Source organism: Kribbella orskensis (genome assembly GCF_004342085.1).
Taxonomy (GTDB): domain Bacteria; phylum Actinomycetota; class Actinomycetes; order Propionibacteriales; family Kribbellaceae; genus Kribbella; species Kribbella orskensis.
Map to the genome: position 1 here is coordinate 220965 of NZ_SLWM01000007.1, position 16990 is coordinate 237954.

Genomic DNA, 16990 nt, shown 5'->3' on the forward strand with positions numbered 1-16990 from the left:
CGAGGAGGCCCATTCGTGGACGCCGCAGTGCTCCGACAGGCACCGCTGTTCAGTCAGCTCGACGACGAGGCAGCCGAAGCGCTGACCGCCTCGATGACGGAGAGCAGGCTGCGCCGCGGCCAGGTGCTGTTCCACGAGGGCGACTCCGGCGACCGGCTGTTCGTCGTCGTCGAGGGCAAGGTCAAGCTCGGCCGCACCTCCGCGGACGGCCGGGAGAACCTGATCGCCGTCCTCGGCCCCGGCCAGATGTTCGGCGAGCTGTCGCTGTTCGACCCGGGACCGCGCTCCGCGACCGTCACGGCCGTCACCGACGCCTCGATGATGTCGCTGACCCACGATGAACTGCTCCGCTGGCTGGCCGGCCGTCCCGAGGTGGCCCGCGGCCTGCTCCTGCAGCTCGCGTCCCGCCTCCGCAAGGTCTCCGACGTGGTGGCCGACCTGGTCTTCTCCGACGTACCGGGCCGCGTCGCCAAGGCCCTGCTCGACCTGGCCAGCCGCTTCGGCCGAACCGCCGACGACGGCGTCCACGTCCACCACGACCTCACCCAGGAGGAGCTCGCCCAGCTGGTCGGCGCCTCCCGCGAAACCGTCAACAAGGCCCTGGCCGACTTCGCCTCCCGAGGCTGGGTCCGCCTCGAACCCCGCTCCGTAGTACTCCTCGACGTAGAGCGCCTCCAACGCCGCGCCCGCTAGCCCTCGCCCGCTAGCCCTCGCCCGCTAGCCCTCGCCCGCAAGCCTCGCCGGCACTCCGCGAGTACTCCGGGCGGGTTAACCCCCTGTTGAAGGGTTAGCCCACTGTCAGAGCAGTGGGCTAACCCCGCGCTCAGGGGTGGACCCGCCTCATCCCCGCACGCTCGGCCCGGGCGAAAGCCTGGCGGATGCGGTGCACCACGCGCTCGGGCTGATCGAGGTCGTCCCAGGTCACCCGGACGACCAGGACACCCGCCGAGCGCAGCCGGTCCTCGCGATGCTTCTCGCGGACGACAGCGCCGACGGCGTCATCGCGGTACTTGAGCATCCCGTCGAACTCGACCACCACCTGGTACTCCCGGAAGAAGAAGTCCACCCGGGCAACCACCTCGTTCGGCCCGGTGCCGAACGGGACCTGCAGATCCGGTGCGGGCAGCCCGTGAGTATCCAGCAACACCCTGAGTCGTGTTTCACCGACGGACTCCGACCGCTCGTCGGCAAAGGCGACGGCCGCGAGCGGAGTACCGGTGCCGGGCCAGCCACTCATCTGGCCAAGCATTTCCGTCAGATCGGTCCTCGTCACCAGACCGCTCCGCAATCCGCTGTCGCAGAGCACAACCGCCGCTTCGTACCGCGCCGCGCAGGAAGTCTCGATGATCGCCCTCGCGACCGTGGTCGCGGGCAAGCCCTCCGCCGAGGTCACCGCGCTCGCCGGCAACTCGCCTACATGGTGACTCGTGCCTGCGAGGATGCGTCCGTGCCCGCGATCCGTGCGGGTCACGTGAACGAGGTCCAGATCGAGCCCCCAGGACGGCAGGCCGTGCAGAACCACTGCCGACTGATGGCTGATCACCACCGCACTACCGGCGAGTGCCCGCGCCGCGGCATGAACGGCGAGCCGGTGCGCCTCCGTCTCCCGCTCCCAGGGCGGTCTGTCGGTCGAGTCGGACCGCTCTGCGTAGAAACCCCTTCGAAGCAAGATCCAGCGGCCGTCCCGGAGACGCTCGCGGACCTGGCTGACTGTGTATCCGGACTCGACGGCATCCTGACGGGAGAAAGTACCGCCGTGCCCTGCAGCGCGGCGGCGAAGCTTTGGGTTCATACTCCAGAACTTGCCGCAATCCCAAGGCTTGTCCGCAGCCTTTCCAAACCCTGTGGACAACCACCCGAACGCCGCAGTTGGAGTACCCCGCTCCCGTGCGCGGGGTTCCCACCGCGCAGGGTTCGCGCCCCCCGGGCGCGGGGTTCACCCCCCGGGCGCGGGGTTCACCCCCCGGGCGCGGGGTTCACCCCCCGGGCGCGGGGTTCACCCACCAGGCGGGCAGTGGGCGAACCCCGTCCGGAGGAGCCAACCCCGCCGAGCGGGCGGAATTGACCCGGCGAGTCGGAGTAATTCGCTCCCCGCCCCACGAGGTTTGCCCCCCAGGCGCGGGGCTCGCCCCCGGGCGCGGGGCTCGCCCCCGGGCGCGGGGCTCGCCCCCGGGCGCGGGGTTCGCCCACCGGGCGGGCAGTGGGCGAACCCCGTCTGGAGGAGCCAACCCCGCCGAGCGGGCGGAATTGACCCCGGCGAGTCGGAGTACTTCGCTCCCCGCCCCAACGAGGTTCGCCCCCCGGGCGCGGGGCTCGCCCGCTGGGCGCGGGGTTCACCCCCGGCCGCGGGGTTCGCCCACCGGGCGGGCAGTGGGCGAACCCCCGTCCGGAGGAGCCAACCCCGCCGAGCGGGCGGAGTTGACCCGGCGAGTCGGAGTACTTCGCTCCCCGCGCCACGAGGTTCGCCCGGTGGGCGCGGGGTTCGCCCCCGGGCGCGGGGTTCGCCCCCCGGGCGCGGGCAGTGGGCGAACCCCGTCCGAAGGGGCTGACCCCGCCGAGCGGGGCAGTTGACGCCGGTGAGGGGGCAGGTCGGCGGCGGGGGGCTAGTGCGACTGGAGGTAGGCGAGTTGGGCTTGGACTGAGCGTTCGGCGGCTGGCCAGAGGGGGCGGGGGACGTCGGCGTAGACGTGGGCGACGATGGCCTCCGGGGTGGTGTGGCCGGCGGCGACGGCCTCGCGGACCTGGGTCAGCCGCTCCTTGCGGTGATCCAGGTAGAAGGTGAGGACGGCGCTCGGGTCGTCGATGACCGGGCCGTGGCCTGGGAGTAGGCGGTCTACACCTGCTGGGGAGTTGGCGAAGGCGCGGAGGCTTTCCAAGGACTCGAGGTAGGGGCCGAGGGCACCGTCGGGGTGGGCGACCACCGACGTACCGCGGCCGAGCACGGTGTCGCCGGTCAGCAGGGAGCCGTCCTGCGGGAGCCAGAAGCAGACCGAGTCCATGGTGTGCCCGGGGGTCGGCAGTACTTCGATCCGCAGCTCGCCCGAGGTGATCACGTCCCCCTCGGCGAGCCCGTGCGCGTGGTCGGTCGGGATCCGGAACGCCGGGTCCACCGACCGCACCGCGCTGTTGGCCCGCTGCGCGAACCACGCGGCGCCCTCGGAGTGGTCGAAGTGCCCGTGCGTCAGCAGCACCATCGACACAGTGCACCCGTACTGCGCGACTGCGTCGAGCACGGCGCGGAGGTGTTCCTCGAGCATCGGCCCGGGGTCCACCACGACCGCGGTGTCGGACTCGGGCGCCCGGAGGATCCAGGTGTTCGTACCGTCCAGGGTCATCGGGCCGGGGTTGGCCGCGAGGACTCGGGACGCGTACGGGGTGACTGCCTCGACTGTCATGTGGTCTCCAGGTAGGCCCGGTCGTTCTCCACCCGCACGGTCGGGAGGATCGGCCGGACCTCGCGCTCGGTGGACGCCGCCAGCACGTCGGCGACAGCGTCGTACGGGATCAGGTCGCGGCAGCACAGGTACGTCGGCGGGAGCATCAGCATCTCCCCGGCCTCGACAGCCTGGACCGCGTCGGCCGGGCGGAGCCACGCGACCTGGTCGGACTCGCTCGTCACGTCCCGGGTCACCTGGCCCGCGGGGAGCGCCGCGACGAAGAACCGGGTGTCGTAGCGCCGCGGCTCGAACTCGGGGGTGATCCAGTGCGCCCAGACGCCGAGCAGGTCGGCCCGCAGTACGAGGCCGCGGCGGTGCAGGAAGTCGGCGAAGCCGAGCTCGCGGGACTCCAGCGCGACCCGGTCGGCCTCCCAGTCGTCCCCGGTGGTGTCGCCGACGACGGATTCGGTCGACGGACCGGCCAGGAGTACGCCGGACTCCTCGAAGGTCTCCCGTACTGCGGCCGCGACGTACGCGGCGGCGGTCTCCGCGGAACACCCGAGCCGCTCCCCGAACCACTCGGGCGAAGGTCCGGACCACGAATCCGCGATCGAGGAGTCGGTGGGGTCCACCCGGCCGCCGGGGAACACGGTCATCCCCGCCGCAAACGCCATCGACTGCTGCCGCCGGAGCAGATAGACCTCAGGGCCCTTCGAGGTGTCCCGGAGCAGAATCACCGTCGAAGCAGGCCTCGGCTCGGCCGCCACCCGCCCTTCCCGCACAAACGACAAGGCCTCAGCCGCCATCCGCCCGGACAACAGTTGCGCCTTCAGATCCCGAACCACCAAACCTCCAAATCGCTGAGCCGCCCACCCACACGCCGCGCCCCTGGCGCGCCCGTCGGGCGGAGGACAAGGGAAGGCGTGCTGAACCAGTGGCGCCCCCGTGGTGCTCCCGCCTGGCGGGTGGGAGCGGGGTGGGTCAGGCGACCTCGACGATCAGTTCGACCTCTACTGGGGCGTCCAGGGGGAGGACGGGGACGCCTACGGCGCTGCGGGCGTGTCGGCCGGCTTCGGCGAAGACGTGGCCGAGGAGCTCGGAGGCGCCGTTGGCGATCTGGGGCTGACCGGTGAAGTCGGGGGTCGAGGCGACGAAGGCGACCACCTTGACGATCCGGGTGATGTTCGCCAGGTCGCCGATCTCGGACTTGATCGCGGCCAGGGCGTTGAGCGCACACTGCTGGGCGCACTCGACCGCCACCTCGGCGCTGACGCCGTCGCCGTTCTTGCCGGTGGCGATCAGGGCTCCCTCACGCAGCGGCAGCTGACCGGACGTGTAGACCAGGTTGCCGGTGCGCACCACGGGCACGTACGCGGCGACCGGCTTGGCGACCTCGGGCAGCTTCAGGCCGAGCTCGGCCAGCTTCTCCTCCGGGTGGCTCATGACTCGGTGATCTCCCGCTTCAGGTAGGCGACCAGCGTCTCCGGGTTGGGCCCCTGGATGACCTGGACCAGCTCCCAGCCGTCCTGCCCGAAGTTGTCGAGGATCTCCTTGGTCGAGTGGACCAGGAGTGGCGCGGTGAAGTACTCGAACTTCTTCATAGCTGGACTCTAACGGGCGGCTCTCCCAGTGTGACGTGGCCTACGCCCTACGCTGGAGATCATGGCGAGGCTGCATGTGGTCACCGGTAAGGGCGGGACCGGCAAGACGACGGTGGCTGCTGCCATGGCGCTCGCGCTGGCCGACCAGGGCAAGCGGATCCTGCTGGTCGAGGTCGAGGGCCGCCAGGGGCTCGCGCAGCTCTTCGACGTACCGCCGCTCCCGTACGTCGAACGCCGGATCGCGGTGGGACCGGCCGGGGGCGAGGTGTTCGCGCTGGCGGTGGACGCCGAGGCGGCCCTGCTGGAGTACCTGGACATGTATTACCACCTCGGCCGGGCCGGGAAGGCGCTCGACAAGGTGGGTGCCGTCGACTTCGTCACCACCATCGCCCCGGGCCTGCGGGACGTGCTGCTGACCGGCAAGGTCTACGAGGCCACCCGGCGCAAGTCGCACGGCCGCCTCGCGTACGACGCCGTCGTCCTGGACGCGCCTCCCACCGGCCGGATCGGGCCGTTCCTGAACGTGAACCAAGAGGTGGCAGGCCTGGCCAAGGTCGGGCCGATCCGCAACCAGGCGGACGCGATCATGGGCATGCTGCGCTCCGACGTGACCCGGGTCCACCTGGTCACGCTGCTGGAGGAGATGCCGGTCCAGGAGACCCTCGACGCGGTGGAACAGCTGGAGCGGCTGGACCTGCGGATCGGGTCGATCGTGGTGAACATGGTGCGCAACAGCCCGCTCGACGACGACGCGCTCGCCCTTGCGGTGAAGGAGAAACTCCCCGCCGCCGAGCTGACCCGCGGGCTCCGGGCGGCCGGTTTCACGGCCACCAAGGACATCGTCGCCACCTTGACGAAAGATGCCCGCGACCACGCCGTACGGGTCGGGCTGGAACGGGAGAACCGCGACCGGATCGATGCCCTGGGCAAGAAAGTGACCGAGGTGGCGTTGTTGCCGGACGGGATCGACCACGGCGCCCTGTTCGACCTGGCCGAGGAGCTGCGCTCGTGACCACGCTGGACCTGGACGCGCTGATCGACGACCCCGGGACGCGCATCATCGTCACCTGCGGCTCCGGTGGCGTCGGCAAGACGACGACCGCCGCCGCTCTCGGCCTGCGAGCCGCCGAGCGCGGGCGGAAGGTCGTCGTACTGACGATCGATCCGGCGCGCAGGCTGGCCCAGTCGCTCGGCCTGACCGAGCTGGACAACACGCCTCGCGCCGTCGCCGACATCGACCCGGCGAACGGTGGCCGCCTCGACGCGATGATGCTGGACATGAAGCGCACCTTCGACGAGGTGGTGCTCACGCACGCCACCCCCGAGAAGGCCGAGCAGATCCTGGCGAACCCCTTCTACGTCGCGCTGTCGTCGTCGTTCGCGGGGACCCAGGAGTACATGGCGATGGAGAAGCTCGGCCAGCTGCACAAGCAGGCCGAACGCACCGGCGACTGGGACCTGATCGTGGTCGACACGCCTCCGTCGAGGTCGGCGCTGGACTTCCTGGATGCTCCGGAGCGGCTGGCCTCGCTGCTGGAAGGGCGGTTCCTGCGGCTGCTGCTGGCACCCGCGCGGGGACCGCTGCGGCTGATGTCGGCCGGGGTGAACCTGGCGATGTCGGTGATGAACAAGGTGCTCGGCGCACAGGTGCTGACCGACGTGCAGACGTTCGCGGCCGCCTTCGACACGCTGTTCGGCGGGTTCCGGGAGCGGGCCGACAAGACGGTCGCGCTGCTGCGGGAGCCGCACACCGCCTTCCTGGTGGTGGCCTCGCCGCAGAACGACGCCCTGCGCGAGGCGTCGTACTTCACCGAACGGCTGCGCGAGGAGCAGATGCCGCTGGCCGGCGTCGTGCTGAACCGGGTGACCACCACCCACGTCCCCGATCTGTCGGCCGAGCAGTCCATGGCCGCTGCCGAGAAGCTCGAGACCGCGGGCAAATCCGAACTGACGGCGGCCGTCCTGCGGCTGCACGCCGACAAGATGCAGCAGGTGGTCAGCGACCGGAAACGCGCTGACCGGTTCCGCCGCGGCCACCGCGCGATCGCGACCGTCGACGTCCCGGCCCTGCCCGACGACGTGCACGACCTGACCGGCCTGCGCACCATCGGCGATCTCCTCACCGCCTGACACCCCCTCCGCCCACAGCACCGCCCACCACTCCACCAAACCGCTCCGTCACGGCATCCTCACAGGCGGGAACCGGACGGTTCCGGGCTGGTTTTCACCCTCAGCGAACGCTCGACAGGCCCGGGAATGACCTGGTGAGGGCGGTGGTTGAGCCTGTCAGACTCAATCTTCAACAGAGGGTGTGACAGCGTGACAGAGACGTTGAACCTTCCCGTTCTCCCGCTAGACGACGTCGTGGTGCTGCCTGGAATGGTCGTGCCGGTGCGCCTTGCGGACTCCGAGGCGCGCGCTGCCATCGACGCCGCGCAGGCCTCGGGCCAGGACCAGGTACTGCTGGTGCCGCGCCTGGACGGGAAATATGCGAAGGCCGGAACGCTCGGTGAGATCGAGCAGATCGGCCGGTTGCCGGGCGGCGCCCAGGCAGCCGTGATCCGGGGTACCGCCCGGGTCCTGATCGGCGCGGGGACCACCGGTCCCGGCGCGGCCCTGTGGGTCGGCGCGACCGTGCTGGACGAAACCACTGACAACAAGTCCGCCGAGCTCGCTCGTGACTACAAGGCCCTGGTGACCACGGTGCTGGAGCGCCGCGAAGCCTGGCAGGTCATCGACTCGGTGAAGCAGGTGAACAACCCCGCGGAGCTGGCCGACCTGGCCGGCTACGCGTCGTACCTGAACAACGAGCAGAAGAGCTGGCTGCTGGAGACCCCTGACGTCTCCGAGCGGCTGACCAAGCTGATCGGCTGGGTGAAGGACCACCTCGCCGAGCTCGAGGTCTCCGAGACGATCCAGAAGGACGTCCAGGAGGGCATGGAGAAGCAGCAGCGGGAGTTCCTGCTGCGCCAGCAGATGGCCGCCATCCGCAAGGAACTGGCCGAGCTGGACGGCAAGGCCGAGTCCGAGGAAGAGGACTACCGCGCCCGCGTCGAGGCCGCCGACCTGCCCGAGCACGTCCAGAAGGCCGCGCTCGCCGAGGTCGACAAGCTGGAGCGTACGGCGGAGCAGTCCCCCGAGGTCGGCTGGATCCGGACCTGGCTGGACACCGTCCTGGAGATGCCGTGGAACGAGCGGACCGAGGAAGGCTACGACCTCCGTGAGGCGCGCGCCATCCTGGACGCCGACCACGCGGGTCTGGACGACGTGAAGGAACGCATCACCGAGTACCTGGCCGTACGCCGCCGCAGGGCGGATCGCGGTCTCGGGGTGGTCGGCGGACGCCGCAGTGGCGCAGTACTGGCCCTGGTCGGTCCTCCAGGCGTCGGCAAGACCTCGCTGGGTGAGTCCGTGGCGCGTGCGATGGGCCGGAAGTTCGTCCGGGTCGCCCTGGGTGGCGTCCGGGACGAGGCCGAGATCCGCGGTCACCGCCGCACGTACGTCGGGGCGCTGCCCGGGCGGATCGTGCGTGCGATCACCGAGGCGGGTTCGATGAACCCGGTGGTGCTGCTGGACGAGATCGACAAGGTGGGCGCGGACTACCGGGGTGACCCGACGGCCGCCCTGCTGGAGGTCCTCGACCCGGCGCAGAACCACACCTTCCGGGACCACTACCTGGAGGTCGAGCTCGACCTGTCCGACGTGGTCTTCCTGGCCACGGCGAACGTGCTCGACTCGATCCCGGCGCCGCTGCTGGACCGGATGGAACTGGTGCAGCTCGACGGCTACACCGAGGACGAGAAGGTCACCATCGCCCGCGACCACCTGCTCCCGCGTCAGCTGGACCGGGCCGGTCTGTCGGCCGAGGAGGTCACCATCGAGGACTCGGCGCTGCGGCTGCTGGCCGGCGAGTACACCCGAGAGGCCGGAGTACGGCAGCTCGAGCGTGCGATCGCCCGGGTGCTGCGCAAGGTGACGGCGAAGCTCGCCCTGGGCGAGGACCTGGGGTCTGTGACCATCGGCGCCGGGGAGCTGAAGAGCTACCTGGGTTCGCCGAAGTTCACGCCGGAGTCGGGCGAGCGTACGGCGCTGCCGGGTGTCGCGACCGGTCTGGCCGTGACAGGCGCTGGTGGTGACGTGCTCTTCATCGAGGCGTCGCTGGCGGACAAGGAGACCGGCCCGACCGGAGTCACGTTGACGGGGCAGCTCGGCGACGTGATGAAGGAGTCGGCGCAGATCGCCCTGTCGTACCTGCGGTCGCACGGTGCGGAACTGGGTCTGCCGGTGAGCGATCTCGCCGAGCGGAACACCCACATCCACGTACCGGCGGGCGCCGTCCCGAAGGACGGACCGTCAGCCGGTGTCACGATGACGACGGCGCTCGCGTCGCTGCTGTCGGGACGGCCTGTGCGCTCCGAGGTCGCGATGACCGGTGAGGTGTCGCTGACCGGACGGGTGCTGCCGATCGGTGGGGTGAAGCAGAAGCTGCTCGCCGCCCACCGGGCCGGCCTGACCACCATCCTGATCCCGGCCCGGAACGAGCCGGACCTGGAGGATGTGCCCGAGTCCGTACTGGCGGAGCTGACGGTTCACCCCGTGAGCGACGTCCGGCAGGTGCTCGACCTGGCCCTCGAACCGGCCCAGGTGGACGCCCGGCAGTTCGCCGCCTGAGGCGGTAACACGTAGTACCGGAAACGGCCGGATCACCCTCGTGGTGGTCCGGCCGTTCGGCATTCCGGCCCTGACTAGACGTCCGGAACTACGCTCCGGTTGACGTGACATAAAACACATTCGAGGAGTTGGCGTGGCTCTCTGATCACGTAGGCTCTTGTCCCATGCGCGCAAGGGATAAGGGCGATCGGGGCGTCGTCCAGTCAGTGGTCCTGTTCCTGGGGGTGAGCGTTCTCTCGGGCGCTCTGGCAGCCGGTCTGGCGATTCCGTTCGCCGGCCTGGCGGGCTTCAGCACCGAGAAGACGGCAGAGACGCTGCAGGATCTGCCACAGGAGCTGAAGACCGTCCCACTGGCCCGGAACAGCAAGATCGTCGCCGCCGACGGCTCGCTGGTCGCCAACCTCTACGAGCAGAACCGGGTGCCGGTCAAGCTCTCCCAGATCAACCCGATCATGCGCAAGGCGATCGTCGCGATCGAGGACGACCGGTTCTACGAGCACGGCGCGCTCGACGCCAAGGGCACGCTGCGAGCCCTGCTCCGCAACCAGACCGAGGGCGCGGTCCAGCAGGGCGGCTCCAGCATCACCCAGCAGTACGTGAAGCTGAGCCTGATCGAGAAGGCGAACGCCGCCAACGACCCCGAGGCAATCCAGGCCGCGACGGCGGAGACCTACCAGCGCAAGGTCGCCGAGCTCCGGTACGCAGTCGCGGTCGAGAAGGAGTTCTCCAAGGACGAGATCCTGGAGAAGTACCTGAACCTCGCGAACTTCGGCGACGGCACGTACGGCGTCGAGGCCGCGGCCCGGCACTACTTCTCCACCAGCGCGGCGAAGCTGACCCTGCCGCAGGCCGCGACGCTGGCCGGTCTGGTGAAGAACCCCACCGGCTACGACCCGACGAACAACAAGAAGCGGGCCAAGGACCGGCGCGACGTCGTCCTGCGGCGGATGCAGGAACTGAACGTCATCTCGGCCAAGCAGGCCGGCGACGCGATCAAGACGCCGGTCATCAACCCGGCCAAGATCCAGCCGGTCCCGAACGGCTGCGCCAACTCGAAGTACCCGTTCTACTGCGAGTACATCGTCTCCAAGCTGCTGGAGAACCCGGCCTTCGGCAAGACGACCAAGGCCCGCGACCACTACATCAAGACCGCCGGCATCCTGGTCAAGACCTCCCTCGATCCGAGGATCCAGGCCGCCGCGCAGAAGTCGATCAACGAGCACTCGAAGCCGACCGACCAGGCGATCGCGGCGGTCACGATGATCGAGCCGGGCACGGGTGTCGTCAAGGCGATGGCGCAGAGCCGGCCGTACGGCGCCGGCAAGAACCACACCGCGTACAACTACAACGTCGAGAAGTCCTACGCGGGTGGCTACGGCGGGTTCCAGAACGGTTCGACGATGAAGGCGTTCACCATCGCCGCCGCGATCCAGCAGGGCTTCCCGCTCAACCACCGGATCCAGTCCCCGCCGACGATCGACCTCAGCGGCAAGAAGTTCAGCACCTGCACCGGCACCACGAAGGACGACGACTACCACCCGAGCAACTCGACCGATGCCCATGGCGACCTGACCATGGTCGACGCCGCGCGCGCATCGACCAACACCTACTTCCTGCAGCTCTCGCAGCAGGTGGGTCTGTGCCCGATCGCGACGGTGGCGGCCGCCCTGGGCATGCATGACGCGCAGACCGGGCAGCCGCTCAAGCAGGTCGTGTCCATGACGCTCGGCGTCGACACGGTGACCCCGCTGATGCTCGCCAACGCCTACGCGACGTTCGCTGCTCGCGGCCTGTACTGCACGCCGCTGCTGATCACCTCGGTGACCGGCTACAACGGCAATCCGATCAAGACGCCGCCGCCGAGCTGCAAGCAGGCGATTGATCCCGCGGTCGCGGATGGCGTGAATGCCGTGCTGCACCAGGTGATGGAGCCGGGCGGCACCGGTGGACGGCTGAAGTTCGGCCCCAGCGACCTGGCCGGCAAGACCGGAACGATCAACGCCAACCTGGCCGTCTGGTTCGCGGGTTACTCCTCGAAGATGGCCGCCGCCTCGGTGGTGGCGGACGCGCAGCCGCCGTACAAGAACCTGATCGGTCAGACGCTCGACGGCAAGAAGATGAGCGACGCCTCGGGTTCCGGCACCGCCGGACCGGTCTGGCAGACCGCGATGGAAGGCGCTCTGAAGGGTCTGCCGACGACCCGCTTCACCGCGCCGAGCGACAAGACCATGCGTGGCGACGTGAAGGATCTGCCGTTCGTCAACGGCAAGAGCCCGCAGGAGGCCGTCGGCATCCTGCAGCAGGCGGGCTTCCAGGCGGAGATCGCGCCGGGCCTGGTGGACTCGGAGGAAGCCGCGGGGACGGTCGCCTACACGAGCCCGCGCCAGCGTGACGGAGCTCCCGAGGGATCGAAGGTCCTGATCTACATCTCCAACGGGAGCAAGGGTGGTGGGCAGCCGCCCAACCCGCCGAACACACCTCCGACCATCGGCAACCCGCCGCCACAGTTCCCGAACTGTCCGCCGTGGCATCCGAAGTATCCGAAGTGCGGCAGGTAGCGAACTGAGAAGGGGCCTCGTCCGCGGACGAGGCCCCTCGCATTCAGCAGAGTTGGAGGTCAGGCGCCGAGCTGGCGCTTCACCTCGGCGGAGACGGTGCCGCCGTCGGCCTTGCCCTTGACCTTCGGCTGCAGGGCTCCCATCACCTTGCCGATGCCGCGCGGACCGAGCTCGGCGGCTCCGGTCGCGGCGATGGTCTCGGTGACGAGGGCCGCGATCTCCTCGGCGGTCAGCTGCTCCGGCAGGTACTCGGCGAGGATGTCCGCCTCCGCCTGCTCCTTGTCCGCCAGCTCTTCGCGGCCGGCCTCCCGGTACGCCGTGACGGACTCGCGGCGCTTCTTCGCCTCGGCCGTCAGCACGTCGAGGACCTCCGCGTCGGACAGCTCGCGGGCCTCCTTGCCGGCCACCTCCGCCTTCGTCACGGCCGTGAGCGCCATCCGCAGGGTCGACTTGCGGATCTCGTCGCGCGCCTTCAGGGCCGCGGTCATGTCGTCGTGCAGGCGCTGCTTCATCTCGGAGTTGGACATGCCCACGATTGTGGCAGGCTGGTGAAATGAGTTTCCGGGGGCTTGCCGCCACGACCTTGAAGACCGCTGCCGTCGTCACCGGCGTGGGCGCCGCCTGCGTCGCCTACGCGGCGGGCGTGGAGGTGCGCTGGTTCGCCCTGCGCAAGGTGACGGTGCCGGTGCTGCCGGTGGGCAGCACACCGGTCAAGGTGCTGCACCTGTCCGACCTGCACCTGATGCCCACCCAGGAGAAGAAGATCCGCTGGGTGCAGGAGCTCGCCGGGCTGGAGCCCGACCTGGTCGTGAACACCGGCGACAACCTCGCCCACCCCGACTCGGTGGCCCCGCTGCTGCGCGCGCACGGCGACCTGCTCGACCTGCCGGGCGTGTTCGTCTTCGGCTCCAACGACTACTGGAAGCCGCACTTCAAGAACCCGGGCAAGTACCTGCTGCCGGCCCACAAGCAGCGCCACAAGCCGCACGGCCCGGACCTCCCGTTCGAGGAGCTGCGCGCCGGCTTCACCCGGGCCGGCTGGCTCGACCTGAACAACGCGCGCTCGACCCTCAAGGTGAACGGCCTGCGCCTGGACTTCGCCGGCACCGACGACCCGCACATCAAGAGGGACCGGTACGACGAGATCGCGGGCGAGGCGGACCCGGCGGCGGACCTGTCGGTCGGAGTCACCCACGCGCCGTACCAGCGGGTGCTGAACGGCTTCACCGGCGACGGGTATCCGTTGATCCTTGCCGGGCACACCCATGGCGGACAGCTCGCCGTGCCGATCTACGGGGCGCTGGTGACGAACTGCGACCTGGACGCCTCCCGGGTGAAGGGACTGACCACCTGGGGCTACGAAGGACGCCAGTCCGCGTTGCACGTCTCGGCCGGGCTCGGCACCTCGCCGTACGCGCCGGTGCGGTTCGCGTGCAGGCCGGAAGCGACGTTGCTCACGCTCGTTCCGCGGGTCACCGGGGTCGATGGATAACCCGATTTCGTCCCAGCGGTGGGCGCATGTAAGCTAACGCCGAATTCGGGCTGTGGCGCAGCTTGGTAGCGCGCGTCGTTCGGGACGACGAGGTCGCAGGTTCAAATCCTGTCAGCCCGACCACCGATCAGGGCCGGTCACTTTCGAGTGACCGGCCCTGATTGTTTTCTGTCTCACACCACTGTCGCGAGTGGTCCCCAGAAGTAGCCGAAGTTCTCCGTCGGCCCGGCCATGAACCGCTGGCTCAGCACCACGCCGATCAGGTCGCGCGACGGATCGGTGTAGGCGCTCGTGCCGGCGCCACCGGTCCAGCCGTAGCGACCGACTGCGGTCCACGGTTCGGTCACGGCGGTGTCGACCGCGACGCCAAGCCCCCACGACCAGGTCGGCCCGGCCATCTCGGTCGTCCCGGCCCGCTGCTCGGCCGTCAACTGGTCCCGGGTCAACTCCTCGCGCGACTCCCGCGAGATCAACCGGTCGTCCGCGAGCGCGCTGAGGAAGGTCAGGTAGTCCTCGACCGTCGACACCAGCCCGCCGCCGAAGCTCTCCAACTGCGGCGGCTCGGCGAACCCCTCGTCGTACTCCTTGAACACCTCCACCCCGTCCGCCGTCGGCCGGTACGACGTGGGCAGGTCCGCCCCATCCGCCTGGAAACTCGTGGCCGTCAGCGCGAGTGGATCCGTCACCCGTTCCTGCAGTACTGCGTGCAGCGGGGCTCCGGCGACTCGGCCGATCAGCACGGACAGCACGTCGATCCCCGTGTGGTACATCCAGCGAGTCCCTGGCTGATAGGCGAGCGGTACCGCCGCAAGTCGGGCCATGTACTCGTCGGCGGAGAACGCCTGCGGCATCGGCCCGTTCCCGACGCCAGCGAACTCCTTGGCCACGGGGACCTCGGTGAAGAAGGCGCCCAGGCCGAGTGTCATCGTCAGCAGGTGCCGGACGGTGATCGGCCGGTCCGCCGGCACTGTCTGGTCCACCTCGGCGTCAGGTGACACGAGCACGCGCGGCTCGGCGATCTCCGGCAACCACTCGGCCACCGGGTCATCCAGGCCGAAGAGCCCGTCCTCCATCATCGACAGGGCAACGACGGCCCCGACGGGTTTGCTCAGCGAGGCGATCCGGAACCGCGTCCCGGTCCGCATCGGCTCACTCGAGCCGAAGGCGAGCGTCCCGGTCGCGAAGTACTCGGTCTCGCCCTTGTGCCGGACGCCGGCCACGATCCCGGGCGCCCAGCCAGCCGCGACCTGGTCCTCCAGCGAACTCCAGACCGGAGCGAACTTCGACATGCTTCCCCATCTCTTCGTCGAGTGCTGCCTTCGTCGAGTGCTGCCACCGTAGGACGCCATCAGGGCCGACCTAGGCTGGACGCCGTGAGCGTGATGAGGCGAGTGGATCTCGGCGAGGTGGACTACGAGGTCGCGGGCAAGGACATGAAGACCTGGGTCGAGGAGCGGATCGCGGGTGAGGCCGAGGACAGGTTGTTCCTGCTGAGCCATCCACCGGTGATCACCTACGGCCCCCGGACCTCGCTGGACGACCTGCCGGCCGAGACCGCGGCGATCCCGACGGTGGCCGTCGACCGGGGCGGCTTCGCGACGTACCACGGACCGGGACAACTGGTCGGCTATCTGGTGATCGACCTGAAGCAACGCGGTCCGGTGGACATCGTGCGCTGGGTGGAGAACGGGCTGATCGACGCGCTCGGGTCGCTCGGTTTCCCGCTGATTCGCCGGGACACCCCGAAGGGTGCGAGCAGCCTGGTCGGGGTGTGGACGGAGGACCGCCGCAAGCTCTGCTCGATCGGGATGCGGATCCGCCGCGGCGTCACCAGCCATGGCTTCTCGATCAACCTCGACCCCGACATGAACGTCTTTCACACGTTCACGACGTGTGGGCTGCACGACGTGACGATGGTCTCCCTGGCCGAACTGGCGGCCGAGCTCGACGTACCGGTGCCCACCGATGCCGTACTGCGTGATGCCGTGGCGGGGGCACTGGGCGCTTCCTGACGCACGGTGGCGCGGCGGGCGGTGGTTTGTCGGTAGCCTGCCGCAATGGGTGACGAGCGCATCGAGGCCGAGGAGCCGGAGGGCGAGGTCGGTCCGGGCATGCCCGATGACCTCGAGGAGCTGCTCGAACAGGCCGACGAGGAAGCCGCGGAAGGGGCCGACGAGGGGCGTTTCGACGCTCCGCCCTTGCCGCCGCTGCTGATCCTCGCGGTGGTCGGGCTGCTGGCCGGGTTCGTCACGGTGGCACTGGTCTGGCTGAGCGAGCGGGGCTGCGACCGGGTCCGGGACTCGCCGACCTGCGGCACGATGGGCTTCCCGATCCTGGTGCTGACCGTGGTCGTGACGATCGTGCTGGCCGCGGTCACGCTGACCCGGCTGGCGATGCCGCACCCGAAGCTGGTCGCCTTCCTCGGGGTCGCGTTCATGCTGCTGATCGTGCTGGCCTTCCTGTCGGACGACCTGTTCTCCACCTGGACCCTGCTGGTCGTCCCGGTGCTGACCGCCGTCACCTTCCTCGTCGCACACCTGATCGCCGGACGGTTGGAGCGAGCCGATGCCTGAACTCCCCCGCTACCAGTGCCACCGCGCCGGCACCACGCCGTCGCTCGACGGCACGCTGACGCACCCCGCCTGGGCCGATGCGCCCTGGACGACCGACTTCGTCGACATCCGCGGCGACCAGCCCGCGCCCCGGTACCGGACCCGCGCGAAGCTGCTGTACGACGACGATTACCTGTACGTCGGCGCGCAACTGGAGGAGCCGCACGTCTGGTCCACCATGGCCGAGCACAACACCATGCTGTTCGAGGAGAACAACTTCGAGCTGTTCCTCGACCCGGACGGCGACGGCCTGAACTACTACGAGTTCGAGATCAACCCGCTCGGCACGATCTGGGAACTCACCCTGCCCAAGCCGTACTCCGAGGGCGGCGTGGCGGTGGACCCGACGAACCTGCCGGGCCTGCGGACCGCAGTACAGGTGGACGGGACGCTGAACGACCCGACGGACACCGACAACGGGTGGTCGGTGGAGTTCGCGCTGCCGTGGACCGACCTCGCGACGTACAACCAGGGTCAGACGCCACCGCGCCCCGGTGACGAGTGGCGGATGAACCTGATGCGGATCGAGTGGGACCACGAGGTCGTGGACGGCGGGTACCGCAAGGGGAGCCGGCAGGACTTCTGGGTCTGGTCGCCGCAGTACGTGGTCGACATGCACAAGCCGGCCCAGTGGGGCGTGCTCGAGTTCACCGCGTCCTGATCGGCCGGCTCGAGGCGT

16 protein-coding genes and 1 tRNA gene are annotated in these 16990 nt (G+C 69.6%); 10 read left to right on the top strand and 7 right to left on the bottom strand.

Going from position 1 to position 16990, the window contains the following annotated elements; translation table 11 throughout:
- Positions 1 to 15: 15 nt before the first annotated feature.
- A complete protein-coding gene (locus tag EV644_RS21270) occupies positions 16 to 693 on the top strand; it encodes a Crp/Fnr family transcriptional regulator (RefSeq protein ID WP_132190424.1) in 678 nt (225 codons plus the stop codon).
- Between the two features lie 130 nt (positions 694 to 823).
- Here the strand turns inward: EV644_RS21270 and EV644_RS21275 are convergent, their stop codons facing one another.
- The 5 genes from EV644_RS21275 to sp36 form a co-directional block, all read right to left on the bottom strand.
- Complete coding sequence (locus tag EV644_RS21275; RefSeq protein ID WP_132190425.1) at positions 824 to 1792, bottom strand: type IV toxin-antitoxin system AbiEi family antitoxin domain-containing protein; 969 nt, start codon at positions 1790 to 1792, stop codon at positions 824 to 826.
- Between the two features lie 811 nt (positions 1793 to 2603).
- Positions 2604 to 3395, bottom strand: a complete 792-nt coding sequence (locus tag EV644_RS21280) for an MBL fold metallo-hydrolase (protein ID WP_132190426.1) — start codon at positions 3393 to 3395, stop codon at positions 2604 to 2606.
- Positions 3392 to 4222: an NUDIX hydrolase gene (locus tag EV644_RS21285; RefSeq protein WP_132190427.1), complete on the bottom strand. Its 831-nt coding sequence runs from the start codon at positions 4220 to 4222 to the stop codon at positions 3392 to 3394. Before EV644_RS21285 ends, EV644_RS21280 begins: the two co-directional genes overlap by 4 nt.
- Positions 4223 to 4358: 136 nt before the next feature.
- The gene (locus EV644_RS21290; protein ID WP_132190428.1) at positions 4359 to 4820 is read right to left on the bottom strand and encodes a RidA family protein; all 462 of its coding nucleotides are present in this window, start codon (positions 4818 to 4820) and stop codon (positions 4359 to 4361) included.
- On the bottom strand, positions 4817 to 4978 hold the full coding sequence (gene sp36, locus EV644_RS45440; RefSeq protein ID WP_132190429.1) for a Sp36 family protein: 162 nt from the start codon (positions 4976 to 4978) through the stop codon (positions 4817 to 4819). The genes EV644_RS21290 and sp36 overlap by 4 nt, the downstream gene beginning before the upstream one ends.
- 61 nt (positions 4979 to 5039) lie before the next feature.
- On the opposite strand from sp36, the gene bagA reads away from it, so the two are divergent.
- The 4 genes from bagA (at position 5040) to EV644_RS21315 (ending at position 12207) form a co-directional block, all read left to right on the top strand.
- Positions 5040 to 5990, top strand: a complete 951-nt coding sequence (gene bagA, locus EV644_RS21300) for an ATPase BagA (protein WP_132190430.1) — start codon at positions 5040 to 5042, stop codon at positions 5988 to 5990.
- Positions 5987 to 7108, top strand: a complete 1122-nt coding sequence (bagB, locus tag EV644_RS21305) for an ArsA family ATPase (RefSeq protein WP_132190431.1) — start codon at positions 5987 to 5989, stop codon at positions 7106 to 7108. Before bagA ends, bagB begins: the two co-directional genes overlap by 4 nt.
- A 189-nt stretch (positions 7109 to 7297) precedes the next feature.
- Positions 7298 to 9649 carry an endopeptidase La gene (gene lon, locus EV644_RS21310; RefSeq protein ID WP_132190432.1) on the top strand — a complete coding sequence of 784 codons (2352 nt, stop codon included), beginning with the start codon at positions 7298 to 7300 and terminating at the stop codon, positions 9647 to 9649.
- Positions 9650 to 9813: 164 nt separating this feature from the next.
- On the top strand, positions 9814 to 12207 hold the full coding sequence (locus tag EV644_RS21315; RefSeq protein WP_132190433.1) for a penicillin-binding protein: 2394 nt from the start codon (positions 9814 to 9816) through the stop codon (positions 12205 to 12207).
- A 59-nt stretch (positions 12208 to 12266) separates the two neighbouring features.
- Here EV644_RS21315 and EV644_RS21320 read toward each other — a convergent pair whose 3' ends face one another.
- The gene (locus EV644_RS21320) at positions 12267 to 12734 is read right to left on the bottom strand and encodes a GatB/YqeY domain-containing protein (RefSeq protein ID WP_132190434.1); all 468 of its coding nucleotides are present in this window, start codon (positions 12732 to 12734) and stop codon (positions 12267 to 12269) included.
- A 26-nt stretch (positions 12735 to 12760) separates the two neighbouring features.
- On the opposite strand from EV644_RS21320, the gene EV644_RS21325 reads away from it, so the two are divergent.
- Positions 12761 to 13699, top strand: a complete 939-nt coding sequence (locus EV644_RS21325; protein ID WP_132190435.1) for a metallophosphoesterase — start codon at positions 12761 to 12763, stop codon at positions 13697 to 13699.
- Between the two features lie 46 nt (positions 13700 to 13745).
- Positions 13746 to 13822, top strand: a tRNA-Pro gene (locus tag EV644_RS21330).
- Positions 13823 to 13872: 50 nt separating this feature from the next.
- Here EV644_RS21330 and EV644_RS21335 read toward each other — a convergent pair.
- A complete protein-coding gene (locus EV644_RS21335) occupies positions 13873 to 14988 on the bottom strand; it encodes a serine hydrolase domain-containing protein (protein WP_132190436.1) in 1116 nt (371 codons plus the stop codon).
- Positions 14989 to 15081: 93 nt separating this feature from the next.
- Between EV644_RS21335 and lipB the strand changes: the two genes are divergently transcribed.
- From lipB to EV644_RS21350, 3 genes are read left to right on the top strand one after another with little or no spacing between them, the layout of a single operon-like run.
- Entirely contained in the window at positions 15082 to 15711 is a 630-nt protein-coding gene (gene lipB / locus EV644_RS21340) for a lipoyl(octanoyl) transferase LipB (RefSeq protein ID WP_241998601.1), read from the top strand.
- Positions 15712 to 15756: 45 nt separating this feature from the next.
- Positions 15757 to 16272 carry a hypothetical protein gene (locus tag EV644_RS21345; RefSeq protein ID WP_241998572.1) on the top strand — a complete coding sequence of 172 codons (516 nt, stop codon included), beginning with the start codon at positions 15757 to 15759 and terminating at the stop codon, positions 16270 to 16272.
- Entirely contained in the window at positions 16265 to 16972 is a 708-nt protein-coding gene (locus EV644_RS21350; RefSeq protein WP_132190438.1) for a carbohydrate-binding family 9-like protein, read from the top strand. Before EV644_RS21345 ends, EV644_RS21350 begins: the two co-directional genes overlap by 8 nt.
- Positions 16973 to 16990 lie beyond the last annotated feature (18 nt).

Coding starts and splice junctions, on each gene's coding strand:
- EV644_RS21275 (WP_132190425.1), bottom strand. CDS start 1,792: ATGAACCCAAAGCTTCGCCGCCGCGCTGCAGGGCACGGCGGTACTTTC.
- EV644_RS21280 (WP_132190426.1), bottom strand. CDS start 3,395: ATGACAGTCGAGGCAGTCACCCCGTACGCGTCCCGAGTCCTCGCGGCC.
- EV644_RS21290 (WP_132190428.1), bottom strand. CDS start 4,820: ATGAGCCACCCGGAGGAGAAGCTGGCCGAGCTCGGCCTGAAGCTGCCC.
- sp36 (WP_132190429.1), bottom strand. CDS start 4,978: ATGAAGAAGTTCGAGTACTTCACCGCGCCACTCCTGGTCCACTCGACC.
- bagA (WP_132190430.1), top strand. CDS start 5,040: ATGGCGAGGCTGCATGTGGTCACCGGTAAGGGCGGGACCGGCAAGACG.
- EV644_RS21315 (WP_132190433.1), top strand. CDS start 9,814: ATGCGCGCAAGGGATAAGGGCGATCGGGGCGTCGTCCAGTCAGTGGTC.
- EV644_RS21320 (WP_132190434.1), bottom strand. CDS start 12,734: ATGTCCAACTCCGAGATGAAGCAGCGCCTGCACGACGACATGACCGCG.
- EV644_RS21325 (WP_132190435.1), top strand. CDS start 12,761: ATGAGTTTCCGGGGGCTTGCCGCCACGACCTTGAAGACCGCTGCCGTC.
- EV644_RS21335 (WP_132190436.1), bottom strand. CDS start 14,988: ATGTCGAAGTTCGCTCCGGTCTGGAGTTCGCTGGAGGACCAGGTCGCG.
- lipB (WP_241998601.1), top strand. CDS start 15,082: ATGAGGCGAGTGGATCTCGGCGAGGTGGACTACGAGGTCGCGGGCAAG.
- EV644_RS21345 (WP_241998572.1), top strand. CDS start 15,757: ATGGGTGACGAGCGCATCGAGGCCGAGGAGCCGGAGGGCGAGGTCGGT.
- EV644_RS21350 (WP_132190438.1), top strand. CDS start 16,265: ATGCCTGAACTCCCCCGCTACCAGTGCCACCGCGCCGGCACCACGCCG.